The sequence below is a fragment of the Desulfitobacterium sp. THU1 genome (assembly GCF_038181555.1).
Classification (GTDB): Bacteria; Bacillota; Desulfitobacteriia; order Desulfitobacteriales; family Desulfitobacteriaceae; genus Desulfitobacterium.
The window spans coordinates 141,820-158,831 of the sequence record NZ_JBBWUA010000002.1; the positions used below are offsets into that span (position 1 = coordinate 141,820).

The 17,012-nt window shown below is 43.9% G+C and carries 15 protein-coding genes and 1 pseudogene; 4 read left to right on the forward strand and 12 right to left on the reverse strand.

Annotated elements, in window-relative coordinates:
- Nucleotides 1-86: 86 nt before the first annotated feature.
- From AAC978_RS02940 to AAC978_RS02960, 5 genes and pseudogenes are all read right to left on the reverse strand, one after another.
- A complete protein-coding gene (locus AAC978_RS02940) occupies nt 87-1,127 on the reverse strand; it encodes a tripartite tricarboxylate transporter substrate binding protein (RefSeq protein WP_341546478.1) in 1,041 nt (346 codons plus the stop codon).
- 149 nt (nt 1,128-1,276) lie between these two features.
- Entirely contained in the window at nt 1,277-2,782 is a 1,506-nt protein-coding gene (locus AAC978_RS02945) for a tripartite tricarboxylate transporter permease (RefSeq protein ID WP_341546479.1), read from the reverse strand.
- A gap of 15 nt (nt 2,783-2,797) precedes the next feature.
- Nucleotides 2,798-3,286, reverse strand: a complete 489-nt coding sequence (locus tag AAC978_RS02950) for a tripartite tricarboxylate transporter TctB family protein (protein WP_341546643.1) — start codon at nt 3,284-3,286, stop codon at nt 2,798-2,800.
- A pseudogene (locus AAC978_RS02955) lies at nt 3,274-3,373 on the reverse strand (TRAP transporter large permease subunit); the annotation flags it as partial. The pseudogene AAC978_RS02955 and the gene AAC978_RS02950, both read right to left, overlap by 13 nt.
- 43 nt (nt 3,374-3,416) lie before the next feature.
- Nucleotides 3,417-5,471 carry an alkaline phosphatase family protein gene (locus tag AAC978_RS02960; protein WP_341546480.1) on the reverse strand — a complete coding sequence of 685 codons (2,055 nt, stop codon included), beginning with the start codon at nt 5,469-5,471 and terminating at the stop codon, nt 3,417-3,419.
- A 202-nt stretch (nt 5,472-5,673) separates the two neighbouring features.
- On the opposite strand from AAC978_RS02960, the gene AAC978_RS02965 reads away from it, so the two are divergent.
- Nucleotides 5,674-6,585: a LysR family transcriptional regulator gene (locus AAC978_RS02965; RefSeq protein ID WP_341546481.1), complete on the forward strand. Its 912-nt coding sequence runs from the start codon at nt 5,674-5,676 to the stop codon at nt 6,583-6,585.
- Nucleotides 6,586-6,671: 86 nt separating this feature from the next.
- Here the strand turns inward: AAC978_RS02965 and AAC978_RS02970 are convergent, their stop codons facing one another.
- Nucleotides 6,672-8,135 (reverse strand): sigma-54 interaction domain-containing protein, encoded by a 1,464-nt coding sequence (locus AAC978_RS02970; protein WP_341546482.1) that lies wholly within the window; start codon nt 8,133-8,135, stop codon nt 6,672-6,674.
- Between the two features lie 373 nt (nt 8,136-8,508).
- Between AAC978_RS02970 and AAC978_RS02975 the strand changes: the two genes are divergently transcribed.
- Entirely contained in the window at nt 8,509-9,813 is a 1,305-nt protein-coding gene (locus tag AAC978_RS02975; protein ID WP_341546483.1) for an acetyl-CoA hydrolase/transferase family protein, read from the forward strand.
- A 19-nt stretch (nt 9,814-9,832) separates the two neighbouring features.
- Entirely contained in the window at nt 9,833-11,140 is a 1,308-nt protein-coding gene (locus tag AAC978_RS02980; protein WP_341546484.1) for a thiolase family protein, read from the forward strand.
- Between the two features lie 177 nt (nt 11,141-11,317).
- Here AAC978_RS02980 and rpmF read toward each other — a convergent pair whose 3' ends face one another.
- The 4 genes from rpmF to AAC978_RS03000 all read right to left on the reverse strand — a co-directional run bounded on the left by rpmF (nt 11,318) and on the right by AAC978_RS03000 (nt 14,389).
- The gene (gene rpmF / locus AAC978_RS02985) at nt 11,318-11,497 is read right to left on the reverse strand and encodes a 50S ribosomal protein L32 (RefSeq protein ID WP_015263092.1); all 180 of its coding nucleotides are present in this window, start codon (nt 11,495-11,497) and stop codon (nt 11,318-11,320) included.
- Between the two features lie 30 nt (nt 11,498-11,527).
- Nucleotides 11,528-12,037, reverse strand: coding sequence for a YceD family protein (locus AAC978_RS02990; protein WP_341546485.1), 510 nt, complete (start codon nt 12,035-12,037; stop codon nt 11,528-11,530).
- 65 nt (nt 12,038-12,102) lie between these two features.
- On the reverse strand, nt 12,103-13,302 hold the full coding sequence (locus tag AAC978_RS02995; protein ID WP_341546486.1) for an acetate kinase: 1,200 nt from the start codon (nt 13,300-13,302) through the stop codon (nt 12,103-12,105).
- Between the two features lie 328 nt (nt 13,303-13,630).
- Nucleotides 13,631-14,389 carry a patatin-like phospholipase family protein gene (locus tag AAC978_RS03000; protein WP_341546487.1) on the reverse strand — a complete coding sequence of 253 codons (759 nt, stop codon included), beginning with the start codon at nt 14,387-14,389 and terminating at the stop codon, nt 13,631-13,633.
- 80 nt (nt 14,390-14,469) lie between these two features.
- Here AAC978_RS03000 and AAC978_RS03005 point away from each other — a divergent pair, with 80 nt between their 5' ends.
- Nucleotides 14,470-15,627 carry a nucleoside recognition domain-containing protein gene (locus tag AAC978_RS03005; protein WP_341546488.1) on the forward strand — a complete coding sequence of 386 codons (1,158 nt, stop codon included), beginning with the start codon at nt 14,470-14,472 and terminating at the stop codon, nt 15,625-15,627.
- 152 nt (nt 15,628-15,779) lie between these two features.
- On the opposite strand, the gene AAC978_RS03010 is transcribed toward AAC978_RS03005, so the two are convergent.
- Together AAC978_RS03010 and rsmD are read right to left on the reverse strand one after the other, a co-directional pair.
- Nucleotides 15,780-16,289, reverse strand: coding sequence for an ATPase (locus AAC978_RS03010; protein ID WP_445900275.1), 510 nt, complete (start codon nt 16,287-16,289; stop codon nt 15,780-15,782).
- 19 nt (nt 16,290-16,308) lie between these two features.
- Nucleotides 16,309-16,851, reverse strand: coding sequence for a 16S rRNA (guanine(966)-N(2))-methyltransferase RsmD (gene rsmD, locus AAC978_RS03015; RefSeq protein WP_341546489.1), 543 nt, complete (start codon nt 16,849-16,851; stop codon nt 16,309-16,311).
- Between the last annotated feature and the right edge of the window lie 161 nt (nt 16,852-17,012).

A 17,012-nucleotide genomic window follows, 5' to 3' on the forward strand; every position in this document is an offset into this window, starting at 1 on the left:
CCCCAATAATTAAGGGCTGCTTAAAAACGTTATTTCTAAGCAACCCTTTGGTCCCCCTTTTTAAAAGCGGCTAACAGCCTTAGCCATCAGTCTTTTCTCTTATAAAGTCCAACCTTTTTGAGGCCCTCTAGCTTGGTATTATGCTCTTTTTCTAAGAACGCATCATATTCGTCACCAGTTAAATAAAACTCAGCATTTAACGAAGTATTGACAAATTCTTTCCAAGTTGGGTCTTCTAATATTTTGGCGAATGCTTTATTCAGCTTCTCCTTAACATCTTGCGGCAATCCCTTCGGTGCCGAAACTCCTGTAACTAAATGGTTAAAATCATTAATACCGTATTCCTTAAACAAGGGAACATCAGGATATACCGGATGCCTTTCATCAGCATCAAGGGCAAGTACCCGTACGTCCCCTGATTCAATAAGACCAGGTGAAGCAGTCATAACATTCATCATCGTATCGATATGACCACCGAGCAGCTGTTGGGTAGATTCTACAGCACCTTTACTTGCTTTAACAACATTGACCGTTAGACCGAGATCTCTATGCATCGAATCGATTGTTGTCAACCATGGGCTTGTTGCCGAACCTAAACCAACCGAAACTTTACCAGGATTTTCTTGAGCAGCTTTAATAAAGTCATCCATAGTTTTAAATGGAGAATCCCTTCTTACCATCAGTGCGGGATCAGAGGCTATGAAACTACAGAGATTATCAAAATCTTGATAGGTAATATCCGAGGTCCCCATTCCATAATTCATAGGCATGATACTTTGTTGACTAAATATAGTATAGCCATCAGGTTTTTCACCTTTAACCTTCGTATACATTATGTTTTGGCCGCCACCCTCAACATTAATTACGGTAACGGGTTGGCCAAGTTCTTTTTCTAATAAAACCGCTAGTTTTCTTGCACTGGTGTCAATTGAAGTTCCAGCCATAACCCCAACATACCAATTGATCGGTTTTTCTGGATAGCTTGATACTACCGCTCCTTCTTTGGGATCAGTTCCTCCTTTGGAAGTCGCCCCATTACTACATCCCGCAAGAGTTACAGATACCATAATTAGCAATGTAGCTACACATAGGTAAAACATTTTTCCTTTTTTCATTGTTTTTCCCATCCTTTCGACCTCATTTCTCATTCACAAAAAGAGCAAGGAATCAGTGATAAACATCATTATCTGAAAATACTTCACCTCCTTTTCCACGTACTCTAAGCAAATTGTCTCGATCGGTCTTTTTTATCTCTTTCAAGGCTGAGGGAAGTTTTTCACAAAGCCGTGTCAATTCTTCCCTTCCTAAATTTTTTAACAGCTTTGATTAGTAATGGCAAAATAATCACTAGACCGGTTATCGTAAAGATAGCGCCTGACAAAGGCCGTGTTACAAAAATATCCAAACTCCCTTGCGAGATCATTAGCGCTCCGATGAAGGATGATTCTAACATGGGTCCGAGTACCAAAGCCAAAAGAAGAGGCGCAATTGGAAAATCAAGTTTATTAAAAATATAGCCTGCTACACCGGCCACAATCATAACTATAATCTCCGTAGTAGAATTGTTAACTGCAAAAGCTCCAACGATACACAAGAGGACAATGATTGGCATTAGTAAATTAGCCGGTACCCTGAGAAGGCGGGTAAGAAGATTAATCAGAGGCAAATTAAGGACCAACAGTATACAGTTACCAATATACATAGAGGCGATGACACCCCAGAATATATCCGGATTATCCCTGATCAAGAGAGGACCAGGAACCACGTCATGAACCAGCATAGCCGCCAATAATAAAACAGTACCTGGCGCAAAAGGTATCCCTAGTGATAATAAAGGTACAAAAGCACCTACAGCTGCGGCGTTATTAGCTGATTCCGGCCCTGCTACCCCCTCAGGCGCTCCTTTACCAAACTCTTCAGGGTGTTTACTGATTTTCTTTTCTAAAATATAAGAGGAAAAAGTAGAAATTACAGCCGCTGGTCCCGGTATCAAGCCGACAAAGAAACCTAATATTGACGCCCTAAGTGTCGGGCCTACAGAACGCTTTGCTTCAGTACGAGTAGGTAGTAAATCCTTCATTTTTACTTTTTCAACATCGACTTTTTGGGTTATTTTTTCTTCTGCCAAATGAAGCATCTCTGCTATTCCGTATAAGCCCATCGCCAAGGCAATAAAATCCATGCCGCTTTGTAATTGAACAATTCCAAATGTGAAACGACTATACCCACTCATTTGATCTATACCAACAGTCCCAATTAATAAACCTAATCCCACCATAATCATCGATTTAATAAATCCTTGTTCACTTAACTGTGATAACATGACTAACCCAAATACAGCTATGGCAAAGTATTCGGCCGGCCCAAATTTCACAGCCGCTCCCGCCAAGTGAGGCGCCAGAAGACTCAGTAATATTAAACCTATTGTTCCTGCAACAAAGGAGCCAACGGCTGAAATAGCCAGGGCTGCCCCGCCACGTCCCTTAAGAGCCATCTGATGACCATCGATAACAGTAACTACTGAGCTTGATTCTCCTGGAATTTTAAGCAAGATTGAGGTAGTTGAGCCGCCATACATAGAACCATAATAAATACCGGCAAACATAATTAGAGCAGTGTCTACCGGTAAGCTATAGGTCGCTCCTAAGAGTAACGCCATAGCGCCGACCGGTCCTATTCCCGGAAGTACTCCAACTATTGTTCCTAAAAAACAACCGATAAAAGCAAAAGTGAGATTCATCGGAGTTAAGACACTTGCAAAGCCCTGTAACAATCCTTCCACAGCTATTCACCTCCCTTAACCTAATATTCCAGGTGGTAGATATACACCAAGCAATTCTGAAAACACCAAATAGATGATTAATGTTACGATCACTGACACAACAAGAGAAACCCCTCTGGATTTATACTGCATAACACGTAGAGCAACGAATGTAAGCGGGATGGCTGAAAGTATAAATCCCAATTTATTTAAAACAAGGCAAAATACGCAAAGAGCTACGATAATAATTATTGGCTTCTTAGGGTCGGTAGTTTCCTCATCCACCTTCTTTTCATGACCTTGTTTTTTCGGTAAAAAATCTATAACAATTTGCAAAAGGCAAAAACCGATTAAGGCAGAAACAAATATTAACGGTAGCAGTCCCGAATCAGGCGCACGTAACGAGCCTAAGGGAAGTTTTAATGCTTCATATAAATATATTAAGCCAATTATTACTATCCCTATGGAACCCTTGACATTTTTCGTTAACGTTTTCATATGAACTCTCCTTATGTCTTCTGCCATCACAAAAGCTGCCCCTCCCATTACAGGTGGCATTATCTGCCCTCCGGTTGAGGCTGCTGCTTTAACTGCACCGGCGAAGTGTGGTTTTGGGATCTGTGCTATAGGGCGGCACAGATCCCGGCTTTTGGTTTTAGTCAGCTATAATTTGATATACAGGGGCACCCTCGCATTGAGCAGGCACCCTCACCCCAGTAATTGCTGCAATAGTGGGAGCGACATCTGCCTGTCTAATCACACGTTTCGTAACACAGTTTTCTTTGATGCCGGGGCCCGCAGCTACGAAGATCGGCGAAACGGAAGTATCGGCATATCCCCATTGGGTCGAAAGTGAGTCAGCGTGAATTTTATTAAAGCCTTCTTCCGTGAAATAAACGATATCGCCGCATTCTTCCCCACCCATGCCAAAGTGCACCGCGTCTTTATTGCGTACTGCTACGGAAATAGCTCGGCGGCCGCTATGGGGGTCGCGATAGTTATATAAATCAGAAATAATCTGGGTTTCCAGTTCATACTTGTCAGCTGGTTCAACAATACCATGAGGGTTTCTTCCCTTGAGATTGATATAGATATGATCACCGCGGATGGCGATGGCTCTGGTTTGGGACCAGTCGATTTCTTTGGTAGCGTTGCCGTTTTCGTCTTTAACCATGACAGTATACCCTAAATCAGCCATTACGGGAACATTCACGCCGTGAATCTCACCGAGGATCACACCATGATATTCTTGAGTCAGCAAACCATGGTCGGAGGTAATGATAATAGTCCAGCCTTGATCAAGGAAAGGTAGAAACTTGCTTAGATAGCGGTCTGTTTGGCAGTAAGCTTCTTCCTGGAATTGCTGGTAAGCAAGCTCATTATTGTCCTTCCATTCTTCCTGGTTACAAGCGTAATGCCAGAAATAATGTCCTACTCCGTCCAAGTTATGCAGATGGGAGAATATAATATCGTACTTATTATTCTTCATAAAATAGGTCAGACACTTAGCCTGCCAATTGCAGTAATTTTCCCAAGAGGGGAGCATGGTTTCTCGCACCAGTATTTCGTTGGAACCATTGACCCGGAAATTCACCGGAACATTGCCAATGTTTTCGACTACGTCCTTATATAAGCTTTTCGGATGAAAGTAATCATCTCGACCAACCTGAGAAGCATTGTTGATAATGATATTGAATTTCGAACCGTCCTCGTCAAGATCCAGCAACTGATAATTGCGGTTGCAGAGGACGTCATGACCCTGATCATTTTTGACGGTGTCGCTGACATCAAAGCGGATCTCTCCTTTTTTCAGGGTCAGATAGGGATCACTAACCTTTTTGGATTTATAGAACTGAATCGTATCATAGATCCCTTGTTCATTGGGCAGGATTAAGGCCTGGCGTCGTTCTAAACCGTTAGATACAAAGAAAGTGAATTCTTTGGCCTGGGCCGGTGCCTGTGCCCAGCCTTCGGCAGGTTTAATCGCTGCTTTGATGGTATCGCAGATCATATTGCCCAGGGCTTCAATTTCGCACTCGTCTTGCTCGGTAATGCTGAATTGAAAGCCTTTGGCATTATTACCAGCAGCGATGACTTTACGAAATACGGATGTCTCCGCCTGCGCTCCTTCTTCCATTAAGTCGGCAGCATTGTCAATAATACAGCCTTGGCCCGGGGCCACATGAGAGGTATTAGGCAAGTATTGGCTGGAGGTGATTTTCTCTGAGCCGGTGATCACTTTCAAGAGATCTAAAAAAGGGATGCCGTTATTGATACCTGAAGGCTGGGTGCCGTCAACAACATGAAGGTTAGGACTATCAGAAGTCGGGGGCCAAGATGATCCTGGCCAGTGCCAGACTAAGGTCTTCTTTCCGGCTTCTTCAGCAAAGACGTTCCACAAAGGTTCTGCTTTTGATTTGCGGGAATCCAAATTATAGTACATTGTGTCTATATTCACAGAATCGGATGCAAAAAAACAGGTTATGCCATGGGTTCCGGGATTAGCGCCTGTGGCCAAGGTTGTCCAAAGTGGAGGTGTCACTGTTGGCATTGCTCCTAGGAGTACTAGGTCTTCTCTGGCAGACCCTTTGAGTGTGAATTGTTTCAAGGCAGGCATTTTCCCTTGTTCCATAAACTTCTTGGCTAGTCTAGGGTCAAAGCCATCGACGCCGAGGACAATTACTTTCTCTGTTAATACTTTTGGTTTCATAATAAACCTCCTTAGCTTATGAATATATATTTCGATTTGTCCCACTAATGAAACTATATACCACAGCTTTTTTGGTGTGTAGCCATGAATTAGTTGTGAAAATTGGTTTGGTTATATTTAAATTGTTATAACCATTACATTCTGATAGAATAAGCTTATAAGGCGCAGAGATGCTCTACTTGTCGTAATTGGAGGTTCTTATATGAGAATTGAATACTTGCGATATTTCATCGAAGTTGCTCGCTGTCAGTCGATCAACAAAGCTAGTAAAAACCTTCACCTTACCCAAGCAAATTTGAGCAAGATGATGGCAGCCACTGAACGGTATTTTAATACCGAGCTATTGAAAAGGACTAATCGTGGAGTTACGCTCACAGAACATGGAAAACAAGTATTGGCATGGGCTCAAAACGTGATGAATGATCAAAAGAAGATGTTCCGAATTTTTGCCGATGACAATAAGACACGTCCCGAAAGGCAAGGCAATTTAACCATTCTTTGTCCGGCAAATATCGCCGGGGATAGCAATTCTAATGTAATTAGTAAATTTACCAGCGAATATCCTAATATTAAGATCAGTTATCAAGAAATGGGCATGCCGGAAATTATCAATCAAATCTATAAAAATCAGGACTATGTGGGAATTGTCATGTTGATTGATGATTTATATAATGATTTAATAACCGATGAACTGTGCTACTTCCCGATGAGAAATCTCAAATTCGTGGTGTATTCTCATAAGGATAGTCGATTTGCCAAGCAATGCTTTAAAAGCATTTCTCTTAAAGCGTTAAGCAAGGAACAGTTGATCGTCTATAAACCTACCAACCTGTCTCCCTCACCTTTTGAAGACCTATTTACCAAGTATGGCTTAGACAACATTAAGTTCGCTGTTAGCAACTTATTTACTTTTTATGATATTTTACAGAAGGGCCAGCACATCACCTTAGGCGCCGCCAGACATGCTAAGTTTTTTCCGAAGGTTTTAGAAGGCTTGGTTACGACCCCCATTCGGGATAAAATCAACTGCCAGATTGGCATATTGATCCACAGAGACAATAAAGACAACCCTATGATTCAGCAATTTATTGAGTTTTATAAAGACTCTAGGTAGTGCGTAAGGAAATGCATAAATAAGCGGTATCGCAGACTACAGGCAAGTAGTCATGTGATACCGCTTATTGTAGTTTTAGCTAGATTTTACATTGGCCTTAATTCCTGATCCCGCAGATTAACGACCTGAATCTTTCTGTAGATAGCGGAGCGGTCAATGCGCAAGATCCTCGCAGCTTCACTTACACAGCCATTACACTGATGCAAGATATTTTTGATATATTCCTGTTCAATCTGATCCATGATTTTTTTTAAGGGAGCTTTTGACTTTACGGTGATACTAAAGTTCTCACTCTGGTCACGGCTATCGTTAGCTCCAGTCGCAGCAGCTGCTGGAGTATGCTGTGCTAAACTATTTATTTCCTCAACTTGATAGTCAATCACCTTATCCCTGGTTGTGATCGCCAACCGCTCAATTAAATTGCGTAGTTCGCGCACATTTCCCGGCCAGCTATAATTCAGAAATCCTTGCAGGGTTTCCGCAGCGAACACCTTATCCAGCCCATACTTTTTGTTTAACTTCTCCAAGAAGATATTGCTCATCGCCATAATATCCTCGGGACGTTCACGCAGAGGAGTCAAATGAAGAGGAACGACATTAATCCGATAATAGAGATCTTCCCGGAAGGTTTTATGCTCTACCATCATCTTCAAATCACGATTGGTGGCACAAATTAAGCGGAAATTTACTTTTCTTTCCGTAGTTCCCCCTATTCTTCTCACTTCGCCATCCTCTAGAACTCGTAACAATTTGGACTGAAGGAGCAACGGCATCTCACCGATCTCATCGAGAAAGATGGTACCCTTATCGGCTAGCTCAAATAGCCCCGCTTTGCCCTTGGCATCCGCACCTGTAAACGAGCCCTTTTCATAGCCAAATAATTCAGCTTCCATTAAGCTTTCCGGAATCGCCGAACAATTTACCGTGATAAAAGCTTCTTTTGAGCGTCGACTAATACTATAGAGATATTTTGCCAGTACTTCTTTACCTGTACCGGATTCACCGGATAGGAGAACAGAAGTATCAGTGAGGCCGATGGAATTCGCCTCTAGCAGCAAATTTTTCATGGCCTGACTCTCAGCAACCAAATGTGCTTTTCCCAATCCCTGTTCTCTTAAGTACTGAACTTCATCTTTATAACGTTGAACGAGTTCTCGTTCTTTGTCCAGGGTTTGAGCTAATTTGACAAGTGTATCTTGGTCACGGCTATTGCTGATCACCATTGTAATATGACCCTGGTCATCAAACAAGGGTCGGCTGGTGCACATCAGATTTCGGCTGTCCCAGGTTTTAATCAATCCGGTCACGGTCATCTTTTTCTCGATGGCTTCTAGAGCAATTGATTTATCCCAATACCCGTCTTCAACCAGTTCTCTAATATTTTTACCCGCCATTTTGGACATTGGCAAATTCAAAAGCCGTTCTGCTGTGGGATTAGCCATTAAGATATTACCGGAAGCATCGGTAACAAAGATCGAATCATAGGAATTGTCCATGACTTCTTCAAGGGAATAGGGGTCATTTTGGAGAGAACTATTTGTCTCGATCATTTTTTCACCTTCTTTATTCTTAAAAGCGTTTTTAGACAAAAACTATTAAGCAAAGATAATTATAGGTTATTATTCACCATTGGACAACACTTTAAAACCCCAGCACGTTGCAATATTTATATATATAGTAAAAGCACAACAATAAATGTTGTGCTTTTACTATATATGCTAATTCTGCGATAACGGTCTCTAGTTGAACACAACTTCCTCCCAAGGAAGATTATATCCCCTCTAACGGTTAGTCCTGTGTACAAACCGCAGTTTGTAAGTGTCTAAATCGAGGTTTTTACTGCAAACAGATTTTTTGGCATGATATTTGCTTTGAAAGTATAGAGAAGTCAAAAATCTTGTTCTTGAAAGGAGCGTCTTCCCAATGGATTGGAGAGAAACGTACAAGAGCCGCTTGACAACCGCTGATGAAGCAGTAAAAGTTGTAAAATCAGGCGATTCTGTTATACCCGGCCATGCAGCAAGCGAATCGGAGCTGCTTGTCAATGCTCTCGTGAAACGTTACCACGAATTAGAGAATGTCACCATTATTCAAGGGGTGGCCCTTGGCAGTTCGCCTTACTGCAAACCTGAAATGGAAGGTCATTTTATTTTGAAATCCATGTTCCTCGGTGCCAATACCAGAAAATCAGTGTGGGATAACCGTGGAACTTTTTTCACACTGATGTTCCATGAGTTCCCACGGGCTTTTCGCGAAGGTCACTTAGGCTCTGATGTCTTTATTACTATGGTTAGCCCTCCGGATGAGCATGGGTACTGTAGTCTGGGCATGTCGGTGGATCACTCCAAGGAACTGGTAAATTGCGCTAAGACAGTCATTGCTGAGGTTAATCCCAATGTTCCTCGAACCTATGGCGATACCCTCGTCCATGTCAATGATCTCGATTATATTGTTGAAAACGATGGACCAATTCTCGAACTTACCCGTTTTGCCGCTATGGATGACGTTACACAAGCCATCGGCCGCCACGTTGCATCGCTGATTAAAGACGGCGATACACTCCAAATGGGCGCCGGAACGATTCCCGATGCCATTCTTTATTACCTCAAGGACAAGAAAGATCTCGGCATTCACACAGAAATGTTCTCCGATGGTCTGATTGAACTGATTGAAGCCGGAATCGTGAATGGCTCTAAGAAAACCATCAATCCCGGAAAAATTGTGGTTGCCTTTGCCCAAGGAACAAAGAAAGTCTATGAATACATCCACAACAATCCCCTGTTTGAGTTTCGCACGGTAGATTATGTTAATAATCCGTGCATCATCGCCCAACACGATAATATGGTCGCCATCAATTCTGCTTTAGAAATTGACTTAGGCGGTCAAGTTTGTGCTGAAGCCATCGGTACTAAGCAGTACAGTGGCATCGGCGGACAGTTAGATTTTATACGCGGAGCGGGGGCGGCCAAGAATGGCCGAGCGATTATCGTTCTTCAGTCCTCCGCTAAAAACGGAACAATCTCCCGGATTTCCTGTCAGTTAAAACCCGGAACTCCTATAACGACAACGCGTAATGATGTTCGTTGGGTTGTTACAGAGTATGGCGCTGTCAATCTATACTGCAAATCAGAAAGTGAAAGAGCTGCGGCGCTAATCAGCATCGCCCATCCCAATTTCCGCGAACAGCTTAAAGAGGAATATCGGGCCGTATACGGTCGCGCTATATAAAATCAGGAGGTGAATCAATATGAGCTTTATAAAAAGTAAGGACGATATCGTTTGTGTCAGCGCCGTGCGGACTCCTTTCGGCAAATTCGGAGGCTCACTGAAGAATATTGATGTGTACGAATTGGGAGCCATTGCCATGAGAAATGCCATGGCTAAAATCAACCTGGATCCGGCGCTTATCGATGAAGTATGGTGGGGCAATGGCGATACCAGCAGCACCAAAGATCCCTTCACACCCGTCGTCGCCCGTCAGACCATGCTGAAGGCCGGCATCTCACCCGAGACTCCGTCCATTGCCTTCGACCAAGCCTGCACCTCAGCCCTCAGTACCGTTAAATACGGAGCTCGGAGCATCAAACTCGGGGAAGCCAAAATTGTCATGACCGGGGGTTCAACCAGTTTCAGCACGATCCCCTTTTTACTCCGCGACATTCGCTGGGAAGGCAAGAAGCACTCTTCCTTCATGGTTGAAGATCCGATTATCCCCCTGGGCTATAAGGATTACGCCCCTGTCGCTGTCGATTCCGGCAACGTCGCCCTGGAGTACGGGGTATCCCGGGAAGAACAGGACGAACTAGCTCTGGCCAGCCACCATAAATACGACAAAGCCTGGAAGCGTGAATTCTTCAAAAATGAAATGCAGCCTCTCGAAATCACCCAAAAAGATCGTAAAGGAAAGGTAGTTTCCTCAAAAGTTTTAGATATTGATGAGCAATTCCGGTCCGATATTAGTATCGAGAATCTCGCCAAATTAAAGCCTATTTTCGACAACCCGACTTGTACAGCCGGTAATGCCCCAGGTATGAATGACGGGGCTACCGCTCAAATCATTACCACCAGAGAAAATGCCGAACAATTGGGGTTGCCTATTCTCTATACCCTAGTCGGGATCTCGGCCATCGCCTTGCAGCCAAGGATTATGCCTGTTTCCCCTGCTTTCGCCATTAAAAAATGTCTGGATGAAGCCAACCTAACCATGAATGACATTCAAGTAATTGAAATCAATGAAGCCTTTGCTTGTGTCCCGTTGGTTTCCTTGAAACTCTTAGCTAATGAGCGCTTCTTAAAAAGTGACTATCAGGCGATGGTCAAAGAGGCCTCAACCCAGCCCATCTTGGATCATGATCCTACCCGCTATCAAGAGCTTAAGGAAAAGCTTAATCCCAATGGGAGCGCAATTGCTGTTGGTCATCCCAACACCGCAAGTGGAGCACGTATTATGATGACGGCTGCCTATCATCTCAAAGAAACCGGCGGCGGGTATGCAGCTTGTGCGATTTGCGGCGGTCTGACACAGGGTGCGGGTGCTATTATTTGGGTCGAGTAAGCACTAGATAAAACTTGCCTCGGCCAAGCTATACTCTCCGACGACTCTTGTCTCATCTCCTCCTAAATATGAAACGAAAGCAACGTATAAACCTCACAATGGTTAATACGTTGCTTTTTTGATCGCACTCTCTGAATGCACAAAAAAAGAAGCCTCACGGCTTCTCTCTCGTTGTGATTACTCACCCATCGAAACTACTTCCTTAGCTTTATAAAAGCCGCAGCTTGGGCAAATATGATGTGGTAATGTAGGTTTATGACATTGGGGGCATTCAATGTGGTTTGGAGCTGTTAACTTCCACATTGCCCGACGTTTACGAACTCTAGATTTGGATTGGCGATGTTGACCAACACCCATGGATTACACCCCCTTTTAACTTTCGAATAATTAATCTTCACGAGGCCAGCTGGCTAATGCTGCAAGTCGGGGATCCACCTGATCTTGATCACAGTCACAAGATTGAAGATTGTGGTTCACACCGCAAACAGGGCACAGCCCCTTACACTCAGAAGAACAGATAAACCTCATCGGTAAGGCCAACACGATTTGCTCAAGAATGCGCTCACTGAGTTCGACCTCATCCTTATCGAAAACCAGTACAGTCTCCTCTTGCTCTGATCTTGCTTGGGGTGCATATACCCACTCATCTTCATAGTCCTGATGAATCATATAATGAAAAGGTTCCAGGCAACGACCACATTGAGCATTAACCTCAGCATCAATCGTACCTTGGACAAGCAAAGAATCCCCCGTATTGTTCACCTGAAGTTGAACGTGCACAGGAGCGACAAACGTAATCCCCTCAAGCTCTGATTCAAAAGCAGAAAAATCCTCTTTTAAATCAAAGTGAGCAGTTCCATTTTCATCACGGCGAACTTGAGCGACATTAATTATCACAATGACCACTCCAATACACAACCATTATTATAGTTGGCTCGATTTTCTTTGTCAAGGAAAACTCCTTAACCCTTACTTACAATATCTAAAGTATCTAAAGCAATCATCAATTCTTCGTTGGTAGGAATAACGAGCACTCGACAGGTTGCCTCAGGCATGGAGATGTCGAGCTCTTGACCGCGGGTTTTATTCTTTTCCGGATCAAGGGTTGCACCAAGGTAATCCAAGCCATCCACAACCGTTGCCCGCATTTCGGCTGAGTTTTCGCCTAGGCCAGCTGTAAAGATGATAGCATCTGCACCGTCTAATACTGCTGCATAGGATCCAATATATTTTTTTACATCATGAGCAAAAACTTGTAAGGCTAAGCCGGCACGGTAATTTCCTTGATCACGAGCTTGCTCAATATCCCGAAAATCACTGCTCACTCCAGAAAGTCCTAAGACTCCGCTCTTCTTATTAAGGAACTCATTCACTTCATCAGAGGATAGATTTTCCTTCTGTTGAATGAACGATACGATTGAAGGGTCTAAGTCACCGGAGCGAGTCCCCATCATAAGTCCTTCCAAGGGAGTAAAGCCCATGGAGGTTTCGATGGATTTTCCATCTTTAATAGCAGTGAGGGAAGAGCCATTGCCCAAATGGCAGCTAATCAGCTTCAAGCCTTCGATAGGGCGACCCAAGAGTTCCGCAGCGCGTTGGCTTACATATTTATGAGACGTTCCATGGAAACCATATTTTCTGATTTTATATTTTTCATAAAGTTCATAGGGCAAGCCGTAGAGATAGGCATGGGGAGGCATGGTTTGATGAAAGGCTGTATCAAAAACTGCGACTTGAGGTACACCGGGCATAAGTTTTTGACACGCTTCAATGCCTGCGATATTAGGAGGATTATGAAGAGGCGCTAATTCAATGCACTCCTCAATGGCCTGCATAACTTCATCATCAATTAGCACGGAGCTGGCGAATTTCTCACCGCCATGGACCACACGATGACCCACAGCACCGATTTCATCTAGGCTTTTTAGTACCCCATATTCAGGATTTACTAAAGCGTCTAATACTAATTGTATGGCTACCGTATGATTGGGAATTTCCGCAGTGATAATTTCCTTTTCGCCAGAAGCCGGGCGATGAGTTAAGACTGCCCCGGGAAGTCCAATCCGTTCAACTAAACCTTTGGCGATAGGAGTCTTGGTATCCATATCAAGCAATTGATACTTCAGCGAGGAACTCCCACAGTTAATCACAAGAACCTTCACAATAAATTACCCCCTAATTTTCTTTTCCACCCATTTTTCTTCTTTTCTTTTTTCTCTCTTTTCTTGCTTCTTCAATAAGAATGCAAAAGATGCTCTCTTATCATTTTGCCCAGAATGAGACATTCTCTTACCTCTTTTGAAGATATCTATAAGGAAATAACACAAATACGTGTGAATTTTTCTCTCTCTTCACACGATAAAGGATACTTACTTCAGTGGAGCTTCACTTCCTCTGAAGCTTAGTAGACTTGCAAAGCAAGCTAGTTTTCTATGTCGCTGCATGGAAAACACTTTTTAAGTTTAACACAAATCATCGACATTTCAAGTCTTAACCAAAAATGCGAATAATGTCGGAAAGTTTAGACTTCGCTGCAGTCCTCCCCAAAGCAATGGCTTCTACAGCCTGATCAAATTGTAAGACACCAATATGTCCTACCTCAGGTTGAACAAGCAAATCAGCGTGATCCTTTTGAGTCCGAAAGACTTCTTCTTCCAGTATCTCTAACGATTGCATCATCACATCCATAGCCGTGTTGAGCTTGGCTGATAATCCTTTTTTCACATCCACTGCTAAAATTCTTTCCGCGCCCAATCCCTTTGCTACCATGATAGGCAGACGATTTTTAACCGCCCCATCCACGAGGGTACGACCTTGATAACAATAGGGCTTAAATACGCCGGGTATGGAAACGCTAGCTCGAACTGCGTGGGCCACGCTACCTTCTCTAAAAACAACCCTTTCCCCTGTTTCAATATCCGTTGCCACAATAGCTAAGGGTGTACGTAGTTCAGCAAAGGTTAAATCCTTAGTGAGAAGTCGCATAGCTTCTAAGAACTTCTCTCCTTTGACAAAGCCGTCTCTGGAAACGGAAAAATCAATGAGCCGTTTGCTAAATCCTTGGTAGGTAATCAAGCGTTCCAAGCGATAAAGGTCAACCCCCGCCGCCCAGAGTGCACCAAAAACAGCTCCGATGCTGCAGCCCACGATACAATCGACCTCGACCTGTTCTTCTTCGAGCACCTGCAAAAAACCCAGATGAGCCAGACCCCGCGCTCCGCCTGATCCCAGAACCAATCCTCTTTTCATGATTCGCCCTCCTGACCACCAAAACTCTTCTAGCCAGCACTCTTTCTCCATATATATTTATGTGGAAGGACGGGTGAGATATGGCAGCTATCTTTCGCATTATCCCATTTTTTCTCTTAGGTATAGTCATGTTTTATTTTCCCCAAGAGGTTGTTCGAGCGGCTGCGGACGGCCTTTCCCTATGGTGGCGCTATGTACTACCGGCGCTTTTGCCATTTTTCATCCTTTCGGAGCTCTTACTTGCCTCAGGCTTTGTTCACTTTATGGGAGTATTAGTAGAGCCCTTAATGCGCCCTATCTTCCGTCTCCCGGGTCAAGCTTCCTTTGTGGTGGCCATGAGCTATACCTCAGGCATCCCGATTGGTGCTGTACTGACCACCAGGCTACGCGAAAAAAAGCTTCTTACCCGCGTAGAAGGAGAACGACTCTTAGCCTTCACCTGCAATCCCAGCCCAGGATTCATGTTCGGGGCGGTCGCTTCCAGCATGTTGTTAAGGCCTGAGCTTGGCATCGTCCTTGTCGGGTCCGTTTATCTAGGGAATCTCCTTGTCGGAATCCTTTTCCGTTTTTATCGGTCTAGTGAGTCTATAAATTATCCTCCTTCCTCGCCTTCTCTACGTAAAGCCTTCCAAGAGCTACAGGATGCTCAGAGACAAGACCCGCGGCCATTTGCCCAACAGCTTGGCGATGCCGTTCGACAGGGTATCAATACCCTTCTCTTGGTAGGTGGCTTCATCGTCTTTTTCTCTGTATTGGTCAATTTGTTGGAATCTATTCATGTCACCCAGATCCTAGGCAGTCTTTTATCTCGACTCACAGGTGGGTTGATTACGATTCAAGCCGTCTCTACCCTAATGACCGCTTTCCTTGAAACAACCTTAGGCTGTCGGTCGGTCATTGACACCTTTTCCAGCCTTCATCTCCAGATTGGATTCCTAGCCGCAGCCTTAGGCTGGGGGGGGCTTTCCTCCTTTGCCCAAGTTGCCAGCTTCACCAGTACCACAGATTTGCGCCTACTTCCCTTTGTGGTGGGGAGGGGACTTCACATGATATTCGCCCTAGTTCTCAGCCAAATTATTCTAAGCCTTATGAAATTCCCCGTCTTCGCTCTCCAGCTCAAGCCTGGCCCATTTAGTCTTATGGAAACCTGGCGCCTGAGTTCATGGTTCTTCTGTGCTACCATGCTTATTTTCTTAGGACTAAGCTTTTGGATGCGAGCTTTCTTCTCCCGCAAATAACTACCGATCGTATCACGAAAAGCGAAGTATAGCAAAGCACAAAAGTGAAGTATAGGACTTGTAATTAAAATCACAATACAATGTGCTACTAAGGGGTACCCGGAGGTATCCCCTATTCTTTCGGCTCGCTTGTTTGTCCATTGTTAAAGCCTCTAGGACTCCACTTGCTGCGTGTTTCCTTTATCGCTTGACTTTTCTCGCTGATCTCGTTTGGCTAAATTCCGCAGATCTTCTCGATTGCGGCGTACAGACTGCAAGGTTTCTGCAACACTTTGCTCTACTTGGAGCAACATCTCATCTGTGTACTGGATCGCTCCCAATTTTACCTCTTTAGCATAAGCCTGGGCTTGGCGGGCAATATCTTCTGCATAACCCTGCGCTTGCTTCACGACCTCGCTCTCTTCAGCCATTTTTTCGATGTAGCTTTTGCCCCGCTCGACCAAACGTCCGGCTTCTGCTTGCGCTTCATCCATAATCTTTTGTCGTTCTGCCAGCACCCATTTAGCATTTTGGAGCTCCTCGGGAAGCGCTGTTCTCACCCGATCGAGTAAGTCAAAAATCACATTATCATCCACTAAAACTTTCCCTGTCATGGGGATCTTGGTTCCACGATCCACAATCTCTTCTAATTCATCGAGTAGTGCTAATACTTCATTTTCCAAGAGGATCCTCTCCAATCTTTTAATCCATTCTTTGCAGATACCAAATCTTTGTATCTCCGTATTCTCCCGTTTTCCTAATCTCAAAGGGAGCTACATTCCCAAGGCTTTCATCCTTCGCTGTTTCGACAATAATGACTCCGGAATATGTAAGTCGGCATGGATTGAGCAAGTGCTTTAAGGACTTTTCGGCAAGGCCCAAATGATAGGGCGGGTCAATAAATATAAGGTCAAAAATCTCTTCTTGATGCCGCGCCAGAAAGTCAAAGGCATCCATCTCCATAAGCTTGGCATTCTGCACACCCAAATGTTCAATATTCTCTTGAATCACCTGTTGAGCGATTCGATTCTTTTCAGTAAGTATTGCTTCTTTCGCCCCTCGCGACAAGGCTTCAAGAGCTAAATTCCCTGTACCTGAGAACATATCCAATACTCTGGCCTCAGGAACTTTTTCTCGTAGTACATTAAAAATGGCTCCTTTAATCTTATCCGCGGTAGGACGAGTGTTTATCCCTGGTACAGCTTTTAGACGCTGTCCGCGATAATCCCCAGCAATAATTCGCATCAAATTTCACGACCTTTGAGTGGGCTAGTGCTGATGCCATCTATTTTACTTCAGCAAATCTCTATTTTATATCAGCATAAGTATAACACAATCTTCAAAATTCTTCCCTAAATTTCTTGAATAAAAGTTTTTTTGCAGAGAATACTAAAATTGGTCATCGA

Coding starts and splice junctions, on each gene's coding strand:
- AAC978_RS02950 (WP_341546643.1), bottom strand. CDS start 3,286: ATGGCAGAAGACATAAGGAGAGTTCATATGAAAACGTTAACGAAAAAT.
- AAC978_RS02960 (WP_341546480.1), bottom strand. CDS start 5,471: ATGAAACCAAAAGTATTAACAGAGAAAGTAATTGTCCTCGGCGTCGAT.
- rpmF (WP_015263092.1), bottom strand. CDS start 11,497: ATGGGTGTTGGTCAACATCGCCAATCCAAATCTAGAGTTCGTAAACGT.
- AAC978_RS02965 (WP_341546481.1), top strand. CDS start 5,674: ATGAGAATTGAATACTTGCGATATTTCATCGAAGTTGCTCGCTGTCAG.
- AAC978_RS02980 (WP_341546484.1), top strand. CDS start 9,833: ATGAGCTTTATAAAAAGTAAGGACGATATCGTTTGTGTCAGCGCCGTG.
- AAC978_RS02940 (WP_341546478.1), bottom strand. CDS start 1,127: ATGGGAAAAACAATGAAAAAAGGAAAAATGTTTTACCTATGTGTAGCT.
- AAC978_RS03005 (WP_341546488.1), top strand. CDS start 14,470: ATGGCAGCTATCTTTCGCATTATCCCATTTTTTCTCTTAGGTATAGTC.
- AAC978_RS02970 (WP_341546482.1), bottom strand. CDS start 8,135: ATGATCGAGACAAATAGTTCTCTCCAAAATGACCCCTATTCCCTTGAA.
- AAC978_RS03000 (WP_341546487.1), bottom strand. CDS start 14,389: ATGAAAAGAGGATTGGTTCTGGGATCAGGCGGAGCGCGGGGTCTGGCT.
- rsmD (WP_341546489.1), bottom strand. CDS start 16,851: ATGCGAATTATTGCTGGGGATTATCGCGGACAGCGTCTAAAAGCTGTA.
- AAC978_RS02975 (WP_341546483.1), top strand. CDS start 8,509: ATGGATTGGAGAGAAACGTACAAGAGCCGCTTGACAACCGCTGATGAA.